16 protein-coding genes are annotated in these 24,780 nt (G+C 63.3%); 5 read left to right on the forward strand and 11 right to left on the reverse strand.

The annotated features are described in order from the left end of the window. Window positions 1-159 precede the first annotated feature (159 nt). The 6 genes from ACVOLR_RS15445 to ACVOLR_RS15470 all read right to left on the reverse strand — a co-directional run bounded on the left by ACVOLR_RS15445 (window position 160) and on the right by ACVOLR_RS15470 (window position 9,913). The gene (locus ACVOLR_RS15445; RefSeq protein WP_481537217.1) at window positions 160-1,236 is read right to left on the reverse strand and encodes an alpha/beta fold hydrolase; all 1,077 of its coding nucleotides are present in this window, start codon (window positions 1,234-1,236) and stop codon (window positions 160-162) included. A gap of 509 nt (window positions 1,237-1,745) precedes the next feature. After that, entirely contained in the window at window positions 1,746-4,598 is a 2,853-nt protein-coding gene (locus ACVOLR_RS15450) for a TonB-dependent receptor plug domain-containing protein (protein WP_481537218.1), read from the reverse strand. 238 nt (window positions 4,599-4,836) lie between these two features. After that, window positions 4,837-6,144 carry an ABC transporter permease gene (locus tag ACVOLR_RS15455; protein WP_481537219.1) on the reverse strand — a complete coding sequence of 436 codons (1,308 nt, stop codon included), beginning with the start codon at window positions 6,142-6,144 and terminating at the stop codon, window positions 4,837-4,839. A 10-nt stretch (window positions 6,145-6,154) separates the two neighbouring features. Continuing rightward, window positions 6,155-7,315, reverse strand: a complete 1,161-nt coding sequence (locus ACVOLR_RS15460) for an ABC transporter permease (RefSeq protein WP_481537220.1) — start codon at window positions 7,313-7,315, stop codon at window positions 6,155-6,157. Between the two features lie 11 nt (window positions 7,316-7,326). Next, window positions 7,327-8,013 carry an ABC transporter ATP-binding protein gene (locus ACVOLR_RS15465; protein WP_481517093.1) on the reverse strand — a complete coding sequence of 229 codons (687 nt, stop codon included), beginning with the start codon at window positions 8,011-8,013 and terminating at the stop codon, window positions 7,327-7,329. Window positions 8,014-8,662: 649 nt separating this feature from the next. Next, on the reverse strand, window positions 8,663-9,913 hold the full coding sequence (locus ACVOLR_RS15470) for an efflux RND transporter periplasmic adaptor subunit (protein ID WP_481537221.1): 1,251 nt from the start codon (window positions 9,911-9,913) through the stop codon (window positions 8,663-8,665). A 211-nt stretch (window positions 9,914-10,124) separates the two neighbouring features. Between ACVOLR_RS15470 and ACVOLR_RS15475 the strand changes: the two genes are divergently transcribed. The 5 genes from ACVOLR_RS15475 (at window position 10,125) to ACVOLR_RS15495 (ending at window position 14,737) form a co-directional block, all read left to right on the forward strand. After that, a complete protein-coding gene (locus tag ACVOLR_RS15475; RefSeq protein ID WP_481537222.1) occupies window positions 10,125-11,045 on the forward strand; it encodes an ABC transporter ATP-binding protein in 921 nt (306 codons plus the stop codon). Further along, window positions 11,045-11,824 carry an ABC transporter permease gene (locus ACVOLR_RS15480; RefSeq protein ID WP_481537223.1) on the forward strand — a complete coding sequence of 260 codons (780 nt, stop codon included), beginning with the start codon at window positions 11,045-11,047 and terminating at the stop codon, window positions 11,822-11,824. The genes ACVOLR_RS15475 and ACVOLR_RS15480 overlap by 1 nt, the downstream gene beginning before the upstream one ends. Before the next feature lie 35 nt (window positions 11,825-11,859). Further along, window positions 11,860-13,065 carry a sensor histidine kinase gene (locus tag ACVOLR_RS15485; protein WP_481537224.1) on the forward strand — a complete coding sequence of 402 codons (1,206 nt, stop codon included), beginning with the start codon at window positions 11,860-11,862 and terminating at the stop codon, window positions 13,063-13,065. Further along, on the forward strand, window positions 13,062-13,664 hold the full coding sequence (locus ACVOLR_RS15490; protein WP_481537225.1) for a response regulator transcription factor: 603 nt from the start codon (window positions 13,062-13,064) through the stop codon (window positions 13,662-13,664). Before ACVOLR_RS15485 ends, ACVOLR_RS15490 begins: the two co-directional genes overlap by 4 nt. A gap of 320 nt (window positions 13,665-13,984) precedes the next feature. Beyond that, complete coding sequence (locus ACVOLR_RS15495) at window positions 13,985-14,737, forward strand: ThuA domain-containing protein (RefSeq protein ID WP_481537240.1); 753 nt, start codon at window positions 13,985-13,987, stop codon at window positions 14,735-14,737. 5 nt (window positions 14,738-14,742) lie between these two features. On the opposite strand, the gene ACVOLR_RS15500 is transcribed toward ACVOLR_RS15495, so the two are convergent. The 5 genes from ACVOLR_RS15500 to ACVOLR_RS15520 form a co-directional block, all read right to left on the reverse strand. Further along, window positions 14,743-15,282 (reverse strand): cytochrome b, encoded by a 540-nt coding sequence (locus tag ACVOLR_RS15500; RefSeq protein ID WP_481537226.1) that lies wholly within the window; start codon window positions 15,280-15,282, stop codon window positions 14,743-14,745. Further along, the gene (locus tag ACVOLR_RS15505; RefSeq protein ID WP_481537227.1) at window positions 15,279-16,388 is read right to left on the reverse strand and encodes a catalase family peroxidase; all 1,110 of its coding nucleotides are present in this window, start codon (window positions 16,386-16,388) and stop codon (window positions 15,279-15,281) included. Before ACVOLR_RS15505 ends, ACVOLR_RS15500 begins: the two co-directional genes overlap by 4 nt. Before the next feature lie 374 nt (window positions 16,389-16,762). Continuing rightward, window positions 16,763-19,882, reverse strand: coding sequence for an efflux RND transporter permease subunit (locus ACVOLR_RS15510; protein WP_481537228.1), 3,120 nt, complete (start codon window positions 19,880-19,882; stop codon window positions 16,763-16,765). A gap of 6 nt (window positions 19,883-19,888) precedes the next feature. After that, a complete protein-coding gene (locus ACVOLR_RS15515; RefSeq protein ID WP_481537229.1) occupies window positions 19,889-23,113 on the reverse strand; it encodes an efflux RND transporter permease subunit in 3,225 nt (1,074 codons plus the stop codon). A 47-nt stretch (window positions 23,114-23,160) separates the two neighbouring features. Then, complete coding sequence (locus tag ACVOLR_RS15520; protein WP_481537230.1) at window positions 23,161-24,402, reverse strand: efflux RND transporter periplasmic adaptor subunit; 1,242 nt, start codon at window positions 24,400-24,402, stop codon at window positions 23,161-23,163. Window positions 24,403-24,780 lie beyond the last annotated feature (378 nt).

Here is a 24,780-nt window from a genome sequence, read left to right on the forward strand (position 1 = left end):
CAAAAGCCAAAAGCCAAAAGCCAAAAGCCAAAAGCCAAAAGCCAAAAGCCAAAGCATCGGGTTACTGCGGCGCTACTTGGAATGCCCCTGCCGAACATGGTTCGGCACTACGGGTTCGCGGGGCTTTGTTGGTGAACCGTCACGAAAACTGTCGGAAACTCAAAGACTGGCGGTTACCGACGATGCACAGTGGCCATTGTCATCGGCTTGCTCGAACCAGGTATTCACTGCACTGGATAGACGATCCAGGCGCATCGGTAAGCTCAGATGATCTTCCGCAGGGACTTCCAGATAGCGCGCACGCGGTGCCGCCGCAGCCAATGCGCGCCCCTGTGCGACCGGAATGTGCTCGTCATCGCGACCGTGTATCAACAGCACGCAGGCTGGGACCTGTGCCAAGGCCTGGCCGACGTCGACTTTGTCCAGGTTGATGCCCAGTTTGCGATCGGTGGTGGCGATGGCCTCATCCAGACCCCGGCCACCGTATTGCCAGCGCGCCAGCGGCAAGGCGACATAGTCGCTCCAACGTTCCGGTGGCTTGGCAAGCATGTGCGGCACCATCGTGCGAATGGCTTCGCCGGCGTTATCGAACGATTCCATCGCTACGACGCTGCGCAGCTGCGGGCCCAGTTCGCGGGCGGCAAAGATCGCGGTAGCGGCGCCATAGGAGACACCTAGCAGATGCACCGGGCCGCTGATCTGGTCTTCGCGCCTCAGAGCTTTCAAAGCCGCAACAACGTCTTCGCCTTCGCGGGTGCCATAGCCGGAAAGTGCATGGCCAGAACGACCGTGGTTGCGCAGATCCAGCGCGATGGTGCGGTAACCCTGTTGTGCCAATTCCAGCGACCATGGCATCAACGAGCCACCATCCATCATCCAGCCATGCAGCAGGATTACGGTGCCGCGTGGCTGAGTGCGGTTCTCGATGCTTGGCGCCGATGCTTCCAGCGAAAATTCCGGAAAGCGTTGGCCCTTGCCCAGATAGCGGTAATCCAGCTGGTAGTCGCCCGGCTCGAATGACACCCAGTGGAGGGCGACGCCATCGCTGCCGACAACGCTTCCCTGCTGATGTGGCAGGCGGGCGAGCAGGGCGTCGATGCGTTCGGTGGGGACCAGCGGTGATGTGCCGCCAGGCGCAGCCAGTCGCTCACTGAGCGACAGCGGGGGAACGGGAGAGGAGAGGGCAAAGCCGGCCAGCATCACGCAGACGCCAGCCAGCGCCAGCGAACGAAGCATGGCGGGAACCGGATTGGGGAGCCTGCCACGGTAGTCACAATGCGGCGCTGCATCTACCGCGGGGCGATTACAGACAGATGACCGTTGTGTGGTGTTTGGGTTGCGGTTAGTTCCGCTCCCGATCAGGTGCCCGGTCAACAGCGGGCGGTATGACAGACCAGCGCCCTTGTTTGTGGGAGCGGCGTAAGCCGCGAAGCAGATCAAGGCTCCGCTATCTGCAATAGGGAGTTGCAGTTTATGCGGTCAAAGCGAGTGCGCTTGCGAGTGCTTGTAGGAGCGGCGTGAGCCGCGAAGCAGACGATGCGTTCGCTACATATGGGTTGGCAATCGCAGTTTTTTGTGTGTGATCGGAGCAACGCCGCCTGCGGCCGATGGCCGCCCCGCTACCGCAAAGAAGCGAGAAGCTGCCCTCACCCCAACCCCTCTCCCGCACGCGGGAGAGGGGCTTCAAGCAAAGCGTCGTTGATTGCTGGCGGTGTTATCGCCAGCCAACGCTGTTGTTACCTGGATCAGAAGCGCTGCTGGTATTTCATGTACATGAAACGACCGATGTCGAAGCCACCGTAGTAGGTGAAGCTGCTGTTCGGCTGGCTGTACATGATCGGACCTTCATGTTTGAACACGTTGTTGAGGCCCAGCGACACGGTGCCGTTCCACGGCATGGCATAACGCACCTGCAGGTCGTGGAAGGTGTTGGAGCCCAGCTTGCGGCTCGGCTGCATGTCGGTGTACGGCGACTGGAAGTCCGGGATGTTGCACTCCGGGCCATCGTCCAGATCGTAGGAGCACTTTTCCTTCATGCTGGAGTAGTAACGGGTGGTCCAGCTCGCGCCGAAGTTGCCGTTCTGCCAATCCAGCGTCAGGTTGGAGCGCACGCGGAAGTTGCCTTCCCAGCCGGTGAACTCTTCGACCGGTGTGGTGTCGACGTTGTCGCTCTTGCGCGACAGGTAGTCCACATACGTGGTGTTCCAGCGCAGCGACAGCTGGCCGTGCGCCATTTCCGGCAGACGGTAGCGGACGCCGAGGTCGTAACCAGCGGTTTCCTGATAACCGGCGTTGTTCAACGAACGGTTCATGCCGCTGACCTGGCCCTTGTTGGTGCCGGAGCTGTAGCGGGTGAAGCGGTCGCAGGCGGAGGCAATGCCCTGCACATAGCACTGGTTGAGGATGTCAGTAGCCGATTCGCCAACAATGACGTTGTCGATGCGGATCTTCCACCAGTCCAGGCTCAGGTCCAGGCCGGTGACGAAGTCCGGGCTGTAGACCAGGCCGACGGTCCAGGTCTTGGCGGTTTCCGGGTTCAGCGCGGCGTTGGAGCCCGAGGTGAAGTCGGTGACGGCCTGTACGCCGGAGGTGGTGGCCAGTTCGCCGTCGCCGGTCTTCTGGCGGAAGTCGGCACCCAGGCCGGCAGCGCTGCAGCGTGCAGCCACTTCGGCATTGCGTGCGGCTGCACCGAACGAACGATCGCAGGGATCGGTGACGCGGTCACGGGTGGTGACGGTGCCGCCGTACAGATCGTCAACAGTAGGTGCACGGAAACCGGTGCCGTAGGTGGCGCGCACCAGCAAGGTGTCGATCGGCTTCCACTTCAGGCCGAACTTGCCATTGGTGGTGCCACCGAAGTTGTTGTAGTCCGAGTAACGGCCGGCCAGGTCCAGCGACAGTTCACGCACGAACGGCAGGTCAGCCAGCAACGGCACCTGCACTTCCAGGTAAACCTCATCCAGCTTGTAGTCGCCACGCGTCGGCGCGCCAGTGGTGCCGGCGATCTGGCCGTTCTGCACCATCAGGTCCGGCGTGTAGCTGGCTTCTTCGCTGCGATGTTCAACGCCCATCGCGGCCATGATGTCACCTGCTGGCAGGCTCGCCAGCGAGCCGGAGATGTTGGCGCTGACCACCTTGGTGGTGCTGCGGATCTCGTCGCTGAAGCGGGTGAAGATGTAATCGCGCACCGCCTTGTCGCTGAGCGAGCCGGGGGTGTTGCTGCCTGCCGGTGCTAGCGGATTCCACGGCACGCAGCCTTCGATCACGTTGCCGACGCTGCCGCATCGGGCCACGCCGCCGGCATCGATGAAGGACGGACCGACGGCCAGGTTGACGTTCGGCTGGTACATGCTCTGAAGGGTGCGACGCTCGCCTTCATTGCGGTTGAACATATAGCTCACGTTCCAGTCCCAGAACCGCGAACCGGTCTCGAAGCTGCCTTCCAGGCCGACGCTAGCGCGCTTGGTGGTCAGCGCGTTGTTGGTCACACGCGGGTATTCCTCGGTGCGACGCGAGAACAGCACGTCCTTGCCCCAATGGTTGAACGCGCTATCTGCCGAGAGTGCGGCACGCGCGCCGCTGGCTGCCTGCGCAGCCGACACCGAGTACGGATAACCGGCAAGTTGCTTGACCGACTCACGCTCGCTGTACAGAACGTCGGCTACAACGCGCAGATCATCGGTGATCTGGAAACCACCATTGGCGAAGACCGACTTGCGCTCCAGCGAGGAGAGCAGGGTCATGTTGGTCTTGGTGTTGGCGTAGGTCGCCGGGTCGCGTGGCTTGAAGTTGGCCACATTGGACGGATCGCCGCCGGGGCCGACGCTGAGCGTCTTGCCGTCAACGGTGACCGAGCCCCATTCGGTGGTGCCATTGAGGCCATCACCGGGGTGGTAGGGGCCGTTGGGGTAGGCGGTGAACTCACGCGCGCCGCCCAGTACCGGGTCTTCCTCGGACTTTTCGGCGCCGATGCTGAACCAGCCGCGGTCGAAGGTCTTGCCGAAGTTAGCGCTGTAGGAGCGCTTCTGACCGTCGCCTTCGCCGTACTGGCCGACATAGGCGCTGGCGTTGCCGCCATCGAAGTTCTTGCGGGTAATGATGTTGACCACACCTGCAATAGCGTCCGAGCCGTACAGTGCCGAGGCACCGTCGGTCAGCACTTCGACGCGCTCGACGATGGCCGAGGGGATCGAGCCGACGTCGGAGAAGCCACCGGCGCTGACGCCCATGCGGCGGCCGTCGATCAGCACCAGGGTGCGCTCCGGGCCAAGGTTGCGCAGGCTGACGTACATGCCGCCGTAGTCGCGGCCAGAGGACAGTGCCGAGGCGCGGCTCAGCGACGGCGCGCCGGCAGCAGTGACGTCCTGCAGGATGTCGGCGACGTTGACGTAGCCCTTCTTCTCGATTTCCGCACGGCTCAAGGCGATGACCGGCTGTGCGGTTTCAACGCTGGCTTGGCGGATACGCGAACCGGTGATCTCGACACGGTCCAGCGTGGTGGTGGTTTCGTTTGCGTCCTGTGCGAACGCGGTGAGGCTGCAGCTGCCGAGCAACGCGAGGGTGATCGCGGAGCACAGCGGGGTCGACTTCAAATACATCGCTTTCGGTTTTCCTTTATACCAACTACAAAAAAAGCGCCCTTGTGGGGCGCCATCACAGATGCATCACCGTTGGGGGAGGGACGCAGCATCTGCCATCACAGCTCCGCTGGCCGCCGGGACTTGGGCGGGCGCGCATGATGACCGAAACCGATGGCTGCGTGAAGGTAGACTTTCCGCCAACCCACCTGCGCGTAGGCAGGTGGGTTGCTGAGCCGGCGAGCAGCGCCGTGTTGTATCAGGTCTCGCGCAAGGCGGTGGTGATCGGCAAACGCGCTGCGCGCAATGCCGGGAACAGGCCGCCAATCAAGCCAATTCCCAATGCCCACTTCAAACCGCTCCACAGCAAAGGTGGCGAGACCTTGAACTGGAACACCACTTGGCTGAAGTTGTTGCCCAAAGTGGATACGGTGAAGTTGTTGAACGCCAACCACGCAACTACACCGCCGAGCAGGCCACCGAGCAGCGCGAGCAACATGGTTTCCAGCATCACCGCGGTAACCACCGGTACGCCGCGGAAGCCGATTGCGCGCAGCGTGGCGATCTCCCGCGCACGTGTGGCGACGGCGGCATACATGGTGTTGAGTGCGCCGAACACCGCACCAACGGCCATGATCGCGCCGATCACCGTGCCCAGTATCTTGAGCAGCTTGTTCAAGCCGCCGCCCTGCTTGCTGTAGTACTCGGCAGTGGTTTCCACATCAAGTTTGAGGCGTGGATCACTGCCGACGGCCGCCTTGAAGGCCTCAAAGCCATGCTTGCCCTCGGTACGCACGCTGATCGACTGCCAAGCGCTGCGGTTGTAGGTGGTTGCCAGTGTCTGTGCATCGGTCCACAACTCCGAATCATGCGCATCGCCGGATTCAAAGATGCCCACCACCGTCCATGCTTGGTTGCCCAGCATCAATTCCTTGCCAACTTCCAGGCCCTGGAACTGCTTCTGCGCACCGCGACCGGCGACGATCTCGCGCAGGCCGGCACCAAACTTGCGGCCCTCTACCAGCTTTACCTTGTCGTGCACCGCCCACGCCTGCTCGCCGACACCGCGGAACTGCGCGTTGACATCGGTGCCGTCGCCGCGCGAGGTGAGGTTGACTACCTGAGAGACTTCGGCCGACACCAATGGCCGTCCATCCTCGCCGCGCTTCACACCCGGCAGGGTTTCCAGCAAGGGCACCTGATCGCGGGTAATCACCGAGTTGGTCTCGGCCTGCGAGCCTCCGCGCAGGACAATTGCGGTGCTGTCGTCGCCGGTGCTTTCCAGCGTGGCCTGGAAGCCCTGGCCCATCGCCAGCATCGCCACCAGCACGCCGACCACGCCGGCGATACCAATCACGATCACCGATGAGGAACCCCAGCGCTGCGGCAGACTGGCAAGACCAATCCGGGTTGCGGCCAATGCCAAGCGACCGGTGCGGGTAAGCAACAGCCATAGCGCGATCGCCACGGCGAGAACAGCCACACCTATCCACGGCAGCGCGATCCACACGCCAAGACCTACTATCAAAAGCAAGATCACCAGCGCATTCGAAAGAAAATTCTTCATGTCGTTGTCCTCAGCGCCCGGCCAATGCGTCGACGATCTTCAGGCGCTTGGCCCGCAGTGCCGGCAGCACGCCCACTACCAGCCCGATCACCACGATCAGGACAGCTCCTACGATCCAGGTCTGTGCCGGCACGTGCGGCGGCAGCATGCCCATGGTCTGCGGTGCCAGTACCGGCAGTACTACTGCAGCCAGCCCCAACCCGATGGCGCCACCAAGGCCGACCAGCACGATCGACTCCACCATCACCAGCATCAGCATGGTGCCGTCCTTGAAGCCAAGTGTTTTCAGCGTGGCGAGTTCAGGTATGCGCTCACGTACGGCCTGCGCCATGGTGTTGCCGGTGAGTAGCAACAGGGTGAAGAACACTGCTCCCATGATCGAAGTGACGATCATGCCGATGTCGGCGAACTGCTTGATGAAGGCCTGCTGGAAGGCGGACTCGGTCTGACTCTTGGTTTCGTGGTCGGAGTTGGCCGAGATCGCATCGATGGCCTGGGCAACGCGTGAGGCGTGATCGGGGTTGTCGAGGCGCACGGTGTACCAGCTGACCTGGTTCTTGATGTAGTCGTTGGATTCATCGAAGTATTTCCAGTTCATCATCAACTGGCGTTCTTCGTTGGCAGCGGTGGCGGTGTTCTTGGACTTGAATGTGCCGACCAGCTGCAATGGCCAATCGTTGCTGCCACCACGCGGGAAGATGGTGGCCTGCAGCGGAATGGTGTCGCCGATCTTCCAACCGAACTGCTTGGCCAGCGATTCACCGACGATGGCACCGGTGCGCGTGTTGCGGAAGGCGTCCACCTGTTCTTTGGAAATGTCGAACTCGGTCATCAGGTCGAAGTAGTTGGGCGCTACCGAGAAATTGGGGAAGAAGTTCTTCTGGTCCTGGTAGATGCCGCCAAACCACATGGCGTAGGTGACATCGTCGACGCCTTCAATCTGGCGGATCTGCGATTCCAGACGGATCGGTAGTGATTGGGTGATGGATAGACGCGATGCCACAACCAGACGGTTGGCGCCTGCCACAGTACTACCACCGCTAGCGAAGGCAACGCGCACCGAATCGAGCATGCCGAACAACAGGAAGGCCGTGATGATGGAAAGTAGAGTGAACAAAGTACGTGTGCGGCTGCGGAACAGCTGCGCCCAGATCAATGAGAAGTACTTCATGGCCGTGCTCCTCAGTGCACCGGGGCGTCGACCAGCTCGCCCTTGTCCAGATGCACGGTGTGGGTGGCGTACTCGGCGGCCTTGGGATCATGGGTGACCATGATGATGGTCTTGCCGTGTTCGCGGTTGAGCAGCTGCAGCAGTCCCAGCACTTCCTCAGCACTTTGGCGGTCGAGGTCGCCGGTGGGTTCGTCGCAGATCAGGAAGGTGGGGTCGGAGACGATGGCGCGGGCGATGGCAACGCGCTGCTGCTGGCCGCCGGAAAGTTCATTGGGACGGTGGTCGCGACGATCAGCCAGGCCAACCAGAGTCAGTGCGATCTGCGCGCGGCGCTTGCGGTCGGCGGCGTTGAGATTGGTCAGCAGCAGCGGCAGTTCGACGTTCTTCTGCGCGCTGAGCATGGGCATCAGGTTGTAGAACTGGAATACGAAGCCAACGTGGTGGCTGCGCCAGGTGGAGAGCTGGCCGGCGCTGAGCTGGTCGATGCGCTGGTCTTCGATGTTGATCTCGCCACCGCTGGGAGTATCGAGGCCGCCGATCAGGTTGAGCAGGGTGGTCTTGCCTGAACCAGAGGGGCCCATGAGGGCGACGAAATCGCCGCTATCGATATCGAGGTTGATGCCGTGCAATACCTGCACTTTTTCCGGGCCACGCTGGTAGGTCTTGGTGATGTTGCGCAGGGAGACGAGGGTGCTCATGGATGATCCTCAGCAGTGACGCGGTGGTGTGTGGTGTTGGAATTTTGATGTCGGACGTTGGAATGCTTTGGTTCTGGTTCCCTCCCTTTGCCGAAGGCAAGGGGAGGGCTAGGGAGGGGGCTCTGGCTTTGGCTTTGGCTTTGGCTCTGGCTGTAGCTCTGGCTCTCGCTGTGGCTCTGGCTGTGGTTGTGGCTTTTGTTGTGGCTTTTGCTTTCCCCTCTCCCGCCAGCGGGAGAGGGGTAGGGGTGAGGGCAGCTTTTGCTCCTGCCGTTGGCTTCTGCAGTGCCTGTGCTTCAGGTGGTTGACTGCCGCAAAGTCAAAGTCAAAGTCAAAGGCTTTCACTCCCCTTCGGGGAGCGAGTTACTTTTCTTTGCTTGTGCAAAGAAGAAGTAACCAAAAGAAAGCACACCCTGCCTCCGCGCCCACGATGCTCCGCATCGCGGGTCCACTCCGCTGCGGAAGGGGCCCGGTAAGGCAAGGGCTAAAGCCAAAGCCAAAGCTGCCCTCATCCCAACCCTTCTCCCGCAGGCGGGAGAAGGGCTAAAGCAACAGCTAAAGCAACAGCTAGAGCAACAGCTAGAGCAACAACAGCGCTACTTCAGTGCATCAGGTGATTCGCGTCAGCGCAGCAAAGATCACAAGCCAACGCTTACTTCGTCGCGCCTTCCAATACCACCTTGTCGCCATCCTTCAGTTCCGCTGCAGGGCTGAGCACCACTGTCTGTCCGGCACTCAATCCCGACAGCACCTGTTTGTCCTTGGCCAACACCTGACCTACTTCCAGTACCTGCTGTTTCACCTTGTCATCGGCCTGCACCACGAAGGCGACCGGCTTACCGTCGCGCTCGACAATCGCGGCAGCCGGTACGCGTACACCCTTCGGTGCTTCAGTGCCAGCAGCAGCGGCTTTTTCCAGGAAGCTCACGCGTACGCCCATCTCCGGCACGATGCGCGGGTCCTTGGCTTCCAGGGCCACGCGTACCTTCACTGTGGCCTTGCCACGATCAGCGGTGGGGATGATGGCGATCACATGGCCCGGAATCTTCCAGTCCGGATAGGCATTCAGCACGATTTCCACCGGCATCTTCGGTTGCACGCGGCCGATGAAGGCTTCACCTACTTCCACTTCCACCTCGAGTGATTCCATATCGACGATGGTGCCGATACCGGTACGGGTGAAGCCGCCACCGGCTGAAAGCGGCGAGACGATTTCGCCCGGCTGCGCGGCCTTGGCTGTGACCACGCCGGAGAACGGTGCACGCACCACGTTGTTGTCCACGCCAAGGTCGGCGATGGCCAGCGCGTCCTGGGCGACCTTTGCGTTATGGCGTGAAGTGGTCAGCTGCGCGCGCAGGCTGTCGCGGGCGGCCACGGCCTGGTCGTACTGCGAGCGCGAGACAAGTTGCTGGCCGACCAGCGATTGCAGACGACCGGCTTCAGCCTCGGCCTGACGCAGCTGCGCCTGCAGGCCTTCGCTTTGGCTACGCGCGGCGTCGAGCTGGGCGGCGTTGAGGCTGCGCTGGGCGTTGGCGTCGATCGGGTCCAGCGTGGCCATGATCTGGCCTTCTTCGACACGCATGCCTTCCTCGATCATCACCTCGCGCACCTTGCCGGTGATCTTGGCCGACACCGTCGCCATGCGCCGCGCCACTACGTAGCCGCTGGCGTCCAGCACCGAGCTGTTGCCAGCACCGGCCTGGTTCATCGCCACTACCGGTGCGGTCTGCACGGTCACGGGCTCTTTGCCGCCGAGCAGGGCACCAACGCCCAGTACCAGCAGCAGTGCCAGTACCAGTCCGATCACGATCCACAACCAGCGCCGCGACGGTGCAGGGCCACGCGGTGGCGGGGCGGAGCGGTCGATGCGGAGTTCCTTCAGCAGTTCAGCAGATGCATTCATGGGTAGCAGGACGGCGTGAGAGGGGGAATGTGACCGCAAGTTAGCGCAATTCGCCGCGGCCGGCAGCGGCGGGCCGGGATGGGCACATCATAGGCAGCACCCTCCCCGGCGCGCAGGTGACGGCTGTCATGTGCTTTGCCTGATCGCCTGCACTGCGGGAACCGCCCTCAGCGGCCTAACGTGGCGCCATCCCCGGAAGGAAGCGATGGCAATGGAACGACAAGGCGAGGTACTGGCAAGCCTGCAGGGCGTGCACAAGCATTACGGCGCAGTGCGCGCACTGGACGGCGTCGATCTGGAGCTGAAGGCTGGGCAGGTGCTGGCCTTGCTCGGCCCCAATGGCGCGGGCAAGACCACGGCCATCGGCCTGCTGCTTGGCCTGCTGCGCGCTGATGCCGGGCAGGTGCAGCTGTTCGGGCAGGATCCACAGCAGCTGGTCGCACGTCGCGGCATCGGTGTGATGCTGCAGAGCGCGGCGCTGCCGGAGACGCTGAGCGTGGCCGAACTGATACGGCTCTCTGCCAGTTATTACTCGGCCCCGCGCAGCCTCTCGGAGACTGCTGCACTGGCCGGCATCGAGGACCTGCTGAAGCGCCGCTACGGCAAGCTGTCCGGCGGGCAGCAGCGGCGGGTTCAGTTCGCCCTTGCCGTGTGTGGGCGGCCACGGCTGCTGTTCCTGGACGAACCCACGGTTGGTCTCGACTTGCCGGCCCGGCAGCAGCTGTGGGCAACGGTGAGGGCCCTGGTCGCCGAAGGCGCCGCGGTGGTTCTGACCACCCACTATCTGGAGGAAGCAGAGCGCCTGGCCGATCGTGTCTGCGTGCTGTTGCGTGGCCGCATCGTCAGCGATGGCAGCGTGGATGCACTGCGCGCACGGGTCATCCATCGCAGCATCCGCTGTGTCAGCACCTTGGATGCGGCGATGCTGGCGACCTGGCCGGGAGTGGTGCAGATCAACCGGGACGGTGACTACCTGCAGCTGCGCAGCGACCGCGTCGAAAGCGTGGTGCGGCACCTATTGCAGGCAGACCCTGCGCTATCCGGGTTGGAGGTGCAGCCGGCTGGATTGGGCGAAGCCTTCACCGATCTGACCGCAGCCGATGCTGCGCAGACACAACGTGAGGCGGCCTGATGAACAGCCAATACGAATCCATTTTGTCGGTGATGTCGCCCCGCCAAGTGCTGGGTGCCTATCTGCAGGAGAGCCGTGCCGAATGCCTGCGCTATCTGCGCTACCCCGGTTTCGTGTTGCCGACATTACTTTTCCCGGCGGTGTTCTATCTGCTGTTTGCGGTGCTGCTCGGCCACACGCAGCCGGCCCAGGCCGCCCGCTTCCTGCTGGGCAGCTATGTCACCTTCGGGGTGATGGCGCCGGGTCTGTTTGGCTTTGGCATCGCGCTGGCACTGGAGCGCGACAACGGCCTGCTCACCCTTAAGCGCGCCATGCCGATGCCGCCGTTGGCCTATCTACTCGGCAAGATGGTGATGGCGATGCTGACGGCGCTGGCCATCGTGGTCATCCTGCAACTGCTGGCTACCACCGTAGCCGGTGTGCAGCTCAATGCCTCGCAGATGCTGCGGCTGACTACAGTGGCAAGCTTCGGCACCTTGCCGTTCTGCGCGCTGGGTTTGCTGCTGGGCACCTTGGCGAAAGGCAATGGCGCCGCGGCGGTGATCAACTTGGTCTACCTGCCGATGGCGGTGCTGTCGGGGCTGTGGTTCCCGCTGAAGGTGCTGCCGCCGCTGCTGCGCGACCTGGCGGTGATCTGGCCCAGTCATCATCTGAACATGCTGGCGCAGGGCGCCTTGGACTTCGAGGTGGGCAGTGCCTGGCCACACGTGCTGTGGTTGCTCGCATTCACCGTAGTCGTCACCGCTGTGGCTGGCTGGCGTCTGCGCCGCCACGGCTGATGGCATCATTGCCGTATTGCACAGGATGAACGCCGATGGGATTGCAGCGCCCTGACTGGTTGAAGCCGGCACCGGATTCGGTGGTGGCCGACAACATCAAGCTCGGCAAATGGCCATGGGTCGACGCCGTGCATCTGCTGTGGACGGTGTGGGTGTTCATCACACCGATGTTCGGTGCGGGCTACACCCTGCGCTGGGCGCTGATCACACTGTGGTCGTTCCCGCTGTTCATCCTGTTCTACATGTTGACGCTGACAAGCGCGCGGCGGCATGCGCCGATCTTCGCGCTGGCGATGATCGTGTTGTCGATGGCCTTGCTGCCGATCTATCCCTCCGGCATGAACTACTTCGTATTTGGTTGCGTGATGCTGCGGACCAACCGTTGCATCAGCACGCGGCAGTACATGTTCGAACTGGCACTGCTGAACCTGGCATTCCTGTCGCTGGCCTGGTGGATTGGCTACCCATGGCAGGTGATTGCGTGGATTCCGGCACTGGCTGTGATCATCGGTTTGATCGTCAATGTCGAGCGCTCGAGCAGCGAGAAGGACGCTGCGCTACGGCTCTCGCACGAAGAAGTGCGGCGTTTGGCAGCGACAGCAGAGCGCGAGCGCATCGGTCGCGATCTGCATGACCTGCTCGGGCATACCTTGTCGTTGATCACACTGAAGATGGAATTGTCGCGCAAGCTGTTCGAGCGCGATCCGCAGCGCTCACAGCGCGAATTGGCCGAGGCCGAGCAGATCGCGCGTGATGCACTTGCACAGGTGCGCAGCGCGGTTACCGGTTTCCGTGCTGCCGATCTCGCCGCTGAGTTGGCTTCCGCCCATCTATTGCTGGAGTCCTCGCGCGTGCACCTACGCTATTCGCCACCACCGGCAATGCCGGCATGGATCGAGGCTGGCTTGTCGATGGTGTTGCGCGAGGCCGCCACCAATATCGCCCGCCATGCGCAGGCCAATGAGGCACTTATCAGCATCAATGTGTTGCCGGAGGCGGTGTTGATGGAGGTGGTGGATGACGGTCGCGGTGGCGTTTCGGCCAATGGCAACGGCTTGGCTGGCATGCGTGAGCGGGTGTTGGCATTGGGTGGTGAACTGCAGATCGAGTCACCGAAGGGGCAGGGCACCCGGTTGAAGGTTCGTATCCCGATACAGGAACAACGGATGGCCTACGAATCCTTGCCGAACACCGCGCAGCTTGATTCGGCAAGCCTGCCCCCGCAGGGAGCGGGCGCATGATCCGTATCCTGCTGGCCGAGGATCAGGCGATGGTGCGCGGCGCACTGTCGGCCTTGCTCAATCTTGAAACCGATATCGAAGTGATAGGCACCGCCGCCGATGGTGAGATCGCCTGGCGCGAACTGCAGCGGCTGAAGCCGGACATCTTGGTCACCGATATCGAAATGCCATTGCTGACCGGGCTGGAATTGGCGCAACGCGTGCAACGTCATCAGCTGCCAATCAAGGTGGTGATAGTCACCACGTTTGCCCGCAGCGGCTTCCTGCGACGCGCATTGGATGCGGGCGTGCAGGGCTACCTGCTCAAGGACGCGCCAGCTGAAAAACTCGCCGATGCCCTGCGTCAGGTGCAGCGCGGTGGTCGCGCGATCGATCCGCAGCTGGCGGTGGAAGCCTGGTCCGAGGCCGATCCGTTGAATGATCGTGAGCGGCAGGTGTTGCGACTGGCCGGTGAGGGCCGCTCGGCCAATGAGATCGCCGAGCAGCTCGGCCTGTCGCACGGCACCGTGCGTAATTACCTTTCCGAATGCATCGGCAAGCTCGGCGTTGCCAATCGCATCGAAGCGCACCGCGTAGCACGCCAAAAGGGCTGGCTGTAGTGCCGAGCCATGCTCGGCAGGGGCTTTCCCAACAAGCCCAACCAACGTAGTGCCGAGCCATGCTCGGCAGGGGCCTTCCAAGCAAGCCCAACCAACCTAGTGCCGAGCCATGCTCGGCAGACTCGTTCCGAGCGAGCCGAATCCCGTTGCATCGGACACGTTGCGTGCTTCGCGGCTCACGCCGCTCCCACAAGGGCATGGCGGTATGCCTTTATCCGCGGGAGCTATGAAATTTCAGCAACGCCGCCGCTGGCGCATCGACAGCACACTATGCTCGCCGCAACCCCGGGCAGGAACTGGACATGCGACGTAGATGCTGGATGTTGGTGGTAATGCTGTTTGCCTGCAGCCCGGCCTGGGCGCAGCAGTTCAAGGTGCTGGTCGCTGCAATTCCCAATCAATACCACCATGACTACATCCCGGTGGCCAAGCCGCAGTTCGAGGCGCTGGCGCGGCAACACTACTTCGCGCTGACCTGGGCCTGGAACACCGCTGCCTTCGATCAGGACCTGGCGCAGTACGATGCCATCGTATTGCTCAACACCCCGGCCACCGAGTTGGTGCCCGCGCAGCGTGAAAAATTCCAGCAGTACGTGCGCAATGGTGGTGGTGTGGTCGCCGTGCACAAGGCGTTCGCGATACGGCGCGGTGAGTGGGAATGGTACGACCGCATGATCGGCCGCTCATTCCGCACTCATCCCTATCTGCAGACCGCCATGGTCGATGTGGTCAACCGCGATTTCCCGGCGACTGCTGGTCTGCCACAGCGCTGGCTATGGAGCGATGAGTGGTACGAGTACGACCCGCCGTACAGCGATGAGCTGGTCACGCTGCTGGCGGTCGATGAGCGCAGCTATGATCCCACGCTGATCTGGCCGGGCCAGGTTGCCAAGGGCATGGGCAGGGATCATCCAGTGGCCTGGTACCACCGTTTCGAAGGCGGCCGCATATTCGCCACCGCGTTGGGCCATCAGGCCGAGGCCTATAACGATCCACGCTATCTGGAGCACCTGTACGGCGGCATCTACTGGGCCGCTACCGGCAAGGGCGAGGGCAAGTCGCCCGCGCCCTGAGTGCATCAGCGGCGTGGGCCGCGCGCCATCGCCTGGAACACGCCGTCGCGGCGCACCCAGGCGTGGAACAAGGCCGCACCCACGTGCATCAGCACGGTGGCGAACAGCAGGTAGGCCAGCAGGCTGTGGGCGTTGCGCAACAGCGCATACAGCGATGGGGTGTGCGGCACGATGGCCGGCAGCTGCATGCCGTCCCACAGCACGATGGGATAGCCACCTGCTGACAGCATGGCCCAACCGATCAGCGGCATCGCCAGCATCAATGCATACAGCAGCCAATGCGAGGCCGTGGCGGCCCATGCCTGCCAAGCCGGGAGATCAGCGGGCAGCGGTGGTGGGCGGTGGCGCAGACGGTTGTACAGGCGCAACAAGACCAGCACGAAGATCAGGATGCCGAGTGGACGGTGCAGGTTGATCAGGCCGGGACGCAGATGCACCGAGGCAACCATGGCTACGCCGATGAACAGCATCGCCAGGATCAGCAGTGCCATGCCCCAGTGCAGCACGCGCGCAAGCAGGTTGAAATGTCCGGTGCTGTGGCTCATGGCTGCACCTGTGCATTGTCACGTGCAGCTTCGCCGGTCGCGCGTTCGCGCTCGCGGCGATTGAAGGATTGCGAATAGACCGCCGAGCGTGCGGCGAGGATGGGGTCGTCGCTGCCTTCGACGCCGTCGGGCAGGATCAGTGGGTCGAAGTTGAGGTCATTGCAGCTGCCTTGTTCCTGCGGCTGCATCTGATCGATGCTGAGTACACCGGCAACCACTTGTTCGCGCTCGGTAGGCCACGGTACGGACGGGTCATTGATAGCGTCCTGTGCGCTGGCCAAAGTCACTACCAGGTTCCAACGGACCGGGCCCTGTGCCAGCCGGTGTTGCAGATCCTGGCTGAGGAAATCCACACCGGCCTGTTCGCGGGTTGCAGCATCCAGTTCGCGCGGCGTGGCCTGTGGCTGCCAGCGCCAACGCACTGCACGGCGTTGCCCCTGTGTGTTGGTGAACCAGAAGCTGTTGACGCTGTTGAACTCGGTGCTGGCCCAGCTGTCGGTCCACGGTGCGGTCTTGGCCCATTGGGTGAAGGCACGGGCGCTGGGGTACTTTTCCTGGATCGCGGCCAGCTTGGCCGGGTCCGGCTTGCCGGTGGCCGGGTCGGGGATCTGCGCGCGGGTCTGCTCGTAGAAGGCTTCCGGTGTGGCCACGGCGAGGAACGGGAAGCTGTTCATGGCCATGCGCCATTGCTGGCCATCGTCGCTGCTCAGCTGCACGGCGATGCTGCGCACGCGCGCGCTGTTGTCTGCGCCATGCGGGTTGCCACCGCCTATCGACAGGCGGCCGAGCACCGGCACGCGTTGCTGTTCGAACATACGGGCATGCGATAGCTGTGACGCCTGAGCGCTGGGTTCGAACCAGCCGCTTACGCAAACGCCCTTGCTGTGGGCGCGACGAAAGCCGGGGTGGTTGGCGCCGGTGGCTTCGATGGCGTTGGTGAGGTTCTGCGCAGTCAGCCGATCGCGACCGATCCAACCTGCGAGCCAGGCAAAGCCGAGCGCTACTGCGCCGAGGATCAGCGCGATCAATGCGATCCAGGGCAGGGGGGAGTGCGGCTGGCTGCCGCGTGCTTGCCCGCCGTGGCGGGTGAATTTGAATAGGGGCATTGCGATACCAGTCTTGACCGACGGGAGCGTGGTGCCGCTATACGGTGGCAGAAGTGGCTGCAGAGGGCCAGCTTTGCGCTTTGCTCTCTGCTTTGTGCTTTGCTCCCTCCCTTGCACGCAGTGCAGGGGAGGGTTGGGGAGGGGTGAGCTTTTGCGCTATTTCTGTCGCTTTTTTCGCTTAGATCACAGTGCGCAAAAAAGCCAAAGCCAAAGCTCCCCTCATCCCAACCCTTCTCCCGCAGGCGGGAGAAGGGCTAAAGCAACAGCTAAAGCAACAGCCAAAGCAACAGCCACAGCAACAGCCAGAGCAACAGCCAGAGCCAGAGCAGCCCTCCCCAACCCTCCCCTGCGCTGCGCGCAAGGGAGGGCGTGAATCACGCGCGTGCCAGCTTGCGTAGGCGCTTGCGCTCCTTGCTGCGTGCGCGCCAGTTGCGCCAATGCTGCTGCAGGCAGGAGAAAATCACATACAGGGCCGGTGTGCTCAGCAACGTCAGACTCTGCGAGATCAGCAGGCCGCCGATCATCGCGATGCCCAAGGGGCGACGCAGTTCCGAGCCTTCACCCAGACCAATCGCCAGCGGCAGCGCGGCAAGGATGGCTACCATCGTGGTCATCATGATCGGGCGGAAACGCACGATGCAGGCTTCTCGTACCGCGTCGGCCGGTGACTTGCCGTGTACGCGCTGCGCGACCAGGGCGAAGTCGATCATCATGATCGCGTTCTTCTTGACGATGCCGATCAGCAGCACCAACGCGATCATCGAGATGATCGATAGGTCGGTGTTGGTGATCCACAAGGCTAACAAGGCGCCCATGCCCGCCGCCGGCAACGTCGAAAGAATGGTCACCGGATGCACCAGGTTCTCGTAGAGCATGCCGAGCACGATGTAGACCGTGGCGATGGCGGCGATGATCAGCATCAGCATTGCGACCGGGTCCATCGCCTGGCGGAAGCCGCCGGGTGCGGCCTGGCGGATGTCGCCGGGCATGCGCAGGCCATCGATCACCGATTTGACGATGGCGTCGCCTTCGCCGCTGCTAACGCCAGGGGCCAGGTTGTAGCTCAGGTCCATCACCGTGTACTGGTTCTGGTGGGTGACCTGCGACGGTGCAAGACCGGGTTCCTGATGAGCCAACGCAGTCAGTGGAATCATCTGGCCACTCTTGGAGGGCACGTACAGGTCTTCGATTGCGGCCGGGCTGCCGGTCTGGCTGGGCAGCGCATTGACCACCACGCCGTATTGGTTGAGGTCGGCATAGATGGTGGAGATCTGGCGTTGTCCGAAGGCACCGTACAGTGCGCCGTCGATGGCACCGATGGTCACGCCAAGACGTGAGGCCTTCTCACGGTCGATGACGATCTTCTGCATCAGACCGCCCTTGTCCACGTCCGAACCCACATCACGCAGCTGCGGATGTTGCTTCAACGCGGTCACCAGCTTGGGCAGCCATTCGGCCAGCTGTTCGGCGTCGTTGCCCTGCAGGGTGACGCGGTTCTGCGCGCCCTGTGAACCGCCACCGCCGCCGTCGGACGGCAAGTCCTGGATTGCGCGCAAGCGCACATCCAGATCCGGGAACTGTGCGGCCTTAGCGCTGAGCCGGCTGACCACCACATTGGTGGGCTCCTTGCGGCCTTCCTTCTCGGTATGCAGTTCGATGTTGAACTGTGCGCTGCTGCCCTGGCGGCTGGAACCCAGTCGCGAGCCAACCATCTTCACCGCCGGGTCGGCCAGGAAGGTATCGCTTAGCCGGCGCTGGCGCTCGGCCATTTCCTGGAACGAGACCGTGGCGCTGGAGCTGGCGCGCCCCCAGATCAGGCCGGTGTCCTGCTCGGGGAACTGGCCCTTGCTGACCGAGCCGGCCAGGTAGAACGTGGCCACGATCAACAACAGCGGCGTCAGCGACAGCAGCAGGGCGTGGCGCAGGGAGAAGTCCAGTGCCACCGTATAGACCTTGAGCATCCCCCCATGCACGCGGTCCAGCATGCGGTTGGTGCGGGTGTCGCGTGCGCCTTCGGCATGTGGATGCAGGAAGCGTGCGCACAGTGCCGGGGTCAGGGTCAGCGAGACCACTGCCGAGACCAGGATCGCCGCAACCAGGGTAAGCGTGAACTCGCGGAAGAACGCACCGATCATGCCCTGGGCGAAGATGATCGGCAGGAACACCGCGATCAGTGAGGCGGTGATCGAGACGATGGTGAAGCCGATCTCGCGCGCACCCGCCATCGCCGCTTCACGCCGTGGCATGCCCTCGTCGAGGTGGCGCATGACGTTCTCGATCACCACGATGGCATCGTCGACGACGAAGCCAATCGCGATCACCAGCGCCAGCAAGGTGAGGTTGTTGAGGGTGAAGTCCAGCGCATACATCACCAGTGCCGCACCGGCCAGCGACAGCGGGACGGTCACTGCGGCAATCAGCGTCGGCGCCAGCCGGCGCAGGAATAGCGCCATGGTCAGGATCACCATCAGCAGGCTGATCATCAAGGTGATCTGTACTTCGGCCAGCGAGGCGCGGATGGTCGGCGTGCGGTCGAAGTACGGGGTCAACGTGGTGCCGGCATCCAGGTAGCCGGTGAGCGATGGGATGGATGCCTTCACCCGATCGACGGTGGCGACCAGGTTGTCGCCGCTGCGCAGGTAGACATACATCAGCACGCCGCGCTTGCCGTTGAACCAGGCGGCTTGGTACGCATCCTGCTGGCCGTCGTAAACCGTAGCCACGTCCTTCAGCCGCACTACCGCGCCATCATGGGTGGAGATGGCGGCATTGGCGAAATCAGAGGCCTTGCGGATCTGGTCGTTGAGGATGATCGCGGTCTGGTTGCTGCCGTCGCTGAGGAAGCCCAGCGGCGAGGCGACGTTGGCTGCGCGCATTGCATTGCGCAGGTCATCCGGGCTCAAGCCAAGTGCGGTCATCGCACGCAGGTTGAGGTCCACGCGCACCGCCGGCGTGGAAGCACCGGCGATATCCACCTGCGAGACACCGGGCAGCTGGCGCAGGCGCTGCGCCAACAATGAGTCAGCGGTGTTGTACAGCTCGGCCACCGACTGCGTGTCCGAGGTCAGCGCCAGCGCGATCACCGGATCGTCGTTGGGGTTGGCCTTCTGGTAGGTGGGCGTGTTGATGCCGGCTGGCAGGTCGGCCATGGCCGCGTTGATCGCTGCCTGCACGTCCTGCGCGGCGGAGTCGATGTTGCGGCTGGTGTTGAACATCAGGAACACCATGCTGCGGCCATCGCTGCTGCTGGAGCGCATGGTGTCGATGCCCGGCACCTGGCCCAGGTGGCGTTCCAAGGGCGCGGTGACCGTGGCTGCCATGGTGTTGGCGTCGGCACCCGTGTTGGAGGCCTGCACGAAGATCACCGGGATAGCCAGATTGGGCAGGGCCGCAACGCCCAACCGCAGATAGCAGACCAGACCGGCGAAGAACAGGCCGATCGCCAGCAGGGTGATGCCGATCGGGCGCGAGATGAAAGGCGCGGAGATGTTCATCCGCGCTTACCGTGCCGTCTGCAGGCGGGCTGCGGCGCGCTGTTCGCGGCGCTTGGCCGCCCACTCGGACAGACGTTCGAAGTACAGGTAGATCACCGGCGTGGTGTACAGCGTGACCAGCTGCGACAGCAGCAGGCCGCCGACGATGGCCACACCTAGCGGACGCCGCAGTTCCGAACCGATGCCGGTGCCCAAGGCCAGCGGCAGCGCACCGAGCATGGCGGCGGCGGTGGTCATCATGATTGGGCGGAAACGCAGCAGGCAGGCACGGCGGATCGCGTCATAGGCGTTGGCGCCGGAGCGCTGCGCGTCCAGCGCGAAGTCGATCATCATGATCGCGTTCTTCTTGACGATGCCGATCAGCAGCACGATGCCGACGATGCCGTCCACCGACAGGCTCATCCCGCACAGGTACAAGGCCAGCAGTGCGCCGACGCCGGCCGGAGGCAGGGTCGAGATGATGGTCAGCGGATGGATCCAGCTTTCGTACAGCACACCGAGCACGATGTAGATCACCGCGATCGCAGCCAGCAACAACAGGATCACATCGGTCTGGCTGCTGGAGAACTCAGCAGCGGTGCCGACGAACTGCGCCTGCATCTGCTGCGGCAGCTCCAGCTCGGCCACGGCTTTGTTGATCGCATCCACGCCTTCGGACAGCGAGTAACCCGGTGCCAGATTGAACGAGATCGTCGCCGACGGCAGCTGCTGCTGGTGGCTGACGATCAGCGGTGCGGTGCCCGGCTTGGCGCTGGCAATCGCCGACAGCGGGATGCTGCCGCCTGCGCCCAGCGCGATGCCGGTATTGGCACTGCCGATGCCGGTTGCGGTGGACGAGTTGCTCGAGGTCACCTGGCCCAGGGTGGTGGCATTGCTGCCGCTGAGCGTGCCGCTGCCATTGCTGCCGATCGCCAGCTGGTTCATCAGCGCATCGCTGGTACGGAACTCCGGCGCCACTTCCAGCACCACGCGGTACTGGTTGAGCTGGGTGAAGATGGTCGAGATCTGGCGCTGGCCGTAAGCGTCGTACAGCGTGTCGTCGATGGTCTGCATCGGCACGCCGTAACGGCTGGCCTTGTCACGGTCCACTTCCACATGCAGTGCGCGGCCATGGTTGGCCAGGTTGTCGTCGACATCGGCCAGTTCCGGCAGGCGTCGCAAGGCGTCGGTAACGCGCTCGGTCTGCTTGGCCAGCTCAGCGCTGTCCATGTCCGACAGCGAGAACTGGTAAGCGGTGGCGGCCACGCGCGTATCGAGGGTCACATCCTGTACTGGCTTCAGATACAGCGCGACGCCCGGAATATGTGCAGCGGCGGCCTGCAGGCGCGGCAGGATCACATCCAGCCCATCACGATCACCACGGTCCTTGAGCACGATGCTCAGCTGGCCTTGGTTGAGCGTGGGATTCATGCTGCCAGCGCCAATGTAGGCAGCTACACCGGTGACCGCTTCATCGCTCTGCAACGCGGCGGCGACCGCCTGGGTGCGCTGCTGCATCTGCTCGAAGGCGACGTTCTGGTCGGCGATGACCACACCGGTGATCATGCCGGTGTCCTGATCGGGCAGCAGGCCCTTGGGGATCACCATGTACAGCACTACGGTCAGCGCGACCGAGGCCATTGCGATGCCCAAGGTCAGCGGCTGGTGATGCAGCACCCAGTCCAACGTGCGTTCGTAGACGCCGACCAGACGCGACCAGGCGGTGACCTTGCCTTCCGCTGCGGTCCGCTCATGCGCGTCGTCGCCCTCGGGCAGCGCATCGGGCTTGAGCAGGTAGGCGCACATCATCGGCGTCAGCGTCAGCGAGATGACCATCGAGATCGCCACCGCAATCGACAACACCCAGGCGAATTCATGGAACAGGCGGCCGGTGACGCCCGGCATCAGGATCAGCGGCAGGAATACCGCGATCAGGGAGACCGTCAACGACAGCACGGTGAAGCCAATTTCCCTGGAGCCGATTTCCGCTGCTTCCTGGCCGTCCTTGCCCTTCTCGATGTAGCGCACGATGTTTTCGATCATCACGATCGCATCGTCGACCACGAAGCCGGTGGCCACGGTCAGTGCCATCAGCGACAGGTTGTCCAGCGACATGCCGGCGAAGGCCATCACCCCGAACGTGCCCAGCAAGGACAGCGGCACCGCCACCGACGGGATTACCGTGGCCCACAGGCGGCGCAGGAAGACGAAGATCACCGCCACCACCAGACAGATGGTGAGGACCAGGGTGAACTGCACGTCATGCACCGAGGCGCGGATGGTGACGGTGCGGTCGGAGAACACATCGAGCTTGACGTCGGCCGGCAGCATGCCCTGCAGGTTGGGCAGGATCTGGCGGATGTTCTCCACCGTCTTGACGATGTTGGCACCGGGCTGGCGGCGCACTTCCAGCAGCACTGCTGGCTTGCCATCGGCCCAGGCGGCGAGCTGGTCGTTCTCGACGCCATCGACCACCTTGGCGACGTCGCGCAGGCGCACCGGTGCACCGTTCTGGTAACGGATGATGATGTCGTTGTAGTCGGCCGCGTCGCTGAGCTGGTCGTTGGTGGACAGCGTATAGCTCTGCGTCTTGCCATTGAGCGAGCCCTTGGGCGCGTTGACGTTGGCCTGGGTCAGCGCACTGCGCAGGTCTTCCAGGGTCATGCCCATGTTGGACAGCTGCGCCGGGTTGACCTGGATGCGCACCGCCGGCCGCACATTGCCGGCGATGGAAACCAGTCCCACACCGTCGGTCTGTGACAGGCGCTGGGCCAGGATGGAGTCGGCAAGATCGTTGACCTCACGCAGCGGGCGCGTGTCCGAGGCCAGTTTCAGGGTCAGGATCGGTGCATCGGCCGGATTAACCCGGTTGTAGACCGGCTGGTAGGGCAGTGAGCTGGGCAGGGTGGCCTGGCGGATTGCCGCCTGCACGTCCTGCGCGGCGGTATCCAGATCGCGTTCCATCGAGAACTGCAGCACGATGCTGGACAGGCCCGCCGAGGAATCGGAGGTCATCATGTCCAGCCCGGAAATCTGCCCCAGCTGCCGCTCCAGCGGCGTGGTCACCAGCGAGGCCATGGTCTGCGCACTGGCGCCCGGGTACTGGGTGGTCACCACCAGACTGGGTGCTTCGATCTCGGGCAAGGCCGCAACCGGCAGGCGCTGGTAACCGAGGATGCCCAGCAGCATCAGCCCGATCATCAACAGTGAAGTGGCGATCGGGCGCCGGATGAAGATAGTCGAAAAGCCCACGGTCGATTCCTGGTGCGGGGGAGGGGAGGCGGGTGCCGGCCAGCGCGTCAGCGCGGCGGGCCACTCCGTCCACCACGGTTGCCCTTCTGGCTGGCCGCCTTGAGCTGTTCTTCGGTCGGTGCCGGCGGTGCCTGGCCCGGTGCCAGTGCGTTGACCTTGCTGCCTTCCTTCAAACGGAACTGGCCTTCGGTGACGACCTTGTCGCCGGCCTGCAGGCCCTTGCTGATCACCACGTGGCTGTCATCGACCTGGCCGCCCTGCACCACATCACGCAGGGTGACGGTGTTGTCGGGCTTGATCAGATAGACGAAGTCGCTGGTGCTGCTGCGCTGCACCGCTTCGGCCGGCACCACGATCGCGCCCGGCAGCACATTGAGCTTCATCTGCACGTTGACGAATTGACCCGGCCACAGCGCATCGTTGGCATTGGGGAACTGCGCACGCAGGCGGAAAGTACCGCTGCTGCTGCTGATCTGGTTGTCCACCACCTGCAGCACGCCGTCGGCGTTGACCACGCTGCCGCCTTCGCGGTCCATGGTCGAGGTCTGCAGCGGACCGGCGGCCTGCGCGCTGCGCACTGCATCGAGCTGCTGCTCTGGTAGGTTGAACAGCACATAGGCCGGCTGCAGCTGGGTCACGATGACGATCTGGCTGCCAGCGCTGACCACATTGCCCGGATCAACCGCGCGGATGCCGGCGATGCCGTTGATAGGAGAGGTGATGCGGGTGTAGTCCAGCTGCACCTTGGCCTGTGCGGCCGATGCCTGCGAGGCGGCCACCGCGGCCTGGTACTGGCTGACCTGGTTGCGCAGCGTGGTCAGGTCGGTCTGGGCGACAAACTGGCGGTATTCCGGCGAGTTGGAGCGTGCGTAGTTGGACTGCGCGGTGGCGAGCAGGGCCTCGTTCTGGCGCTTGCTGGCGATGGCCTGGTCGTACTGGGCCTGGAAGGTGCGCGGGTCGATCTGTGCCAGCAGCTCGCCTTTCTTGACTGCCTGGCCTTCGCGGAAGTTGACGCTGAGCAGCTGGCCGCCGACCTGCGGGCTGACCGTTACGGTGTTGAACGCTGTCACCGTGCCCTGCGCGGTCAGGTAGACCGGCACGTCTATCTTCTCGGCGCTGACCGCGGTGACCGGCACCGGGTCCTTGTCCTGCTCACCCCGGCCGCCCTGGTTCATGCCTGCCGGCGCCGCACCGGCCTTCTGCTTGCCGCCCCCCATCACCCGATAGCCGATACCGGCCACCAGCAGCACTGCAATGACCAGCAGTACGATCTTCCAGAAACGCGACATGCGAAAACTCCTGAGGAACCGATAGGGGAGGGCAAACAAGGCGCAGAGGATACCGCCGCGCCTGTTGTCATGGAGGCATGACCGATGGGCCACGCATACAGACCCGTGCAGGTGATGAACGTTCCATCGCAGCATCGGTTGACCTGATGCTGTAGTGCCGAGCCATGCTCGGCAGGGGCCTTCCCGGCACCCCATCAACATGCAGGAAGGTTGCGGGAGCGGCGTGAGCCGCCAAGCCGATACCTTCGGAACCACCAGTTGGTCTTTGGTCTGGTTGTTTTGTAGGAGCGGCGTGAGCCGCGAAGCCGACACATTGGGAACCAGCAATTGGTCTGTGATCTGGCGAACCATCAGCTTCGCGGCTGACGCCGCTCCTGC

This window comes from Stenotrophomonas sp. STEN030 (assembly GCF_056759995.1).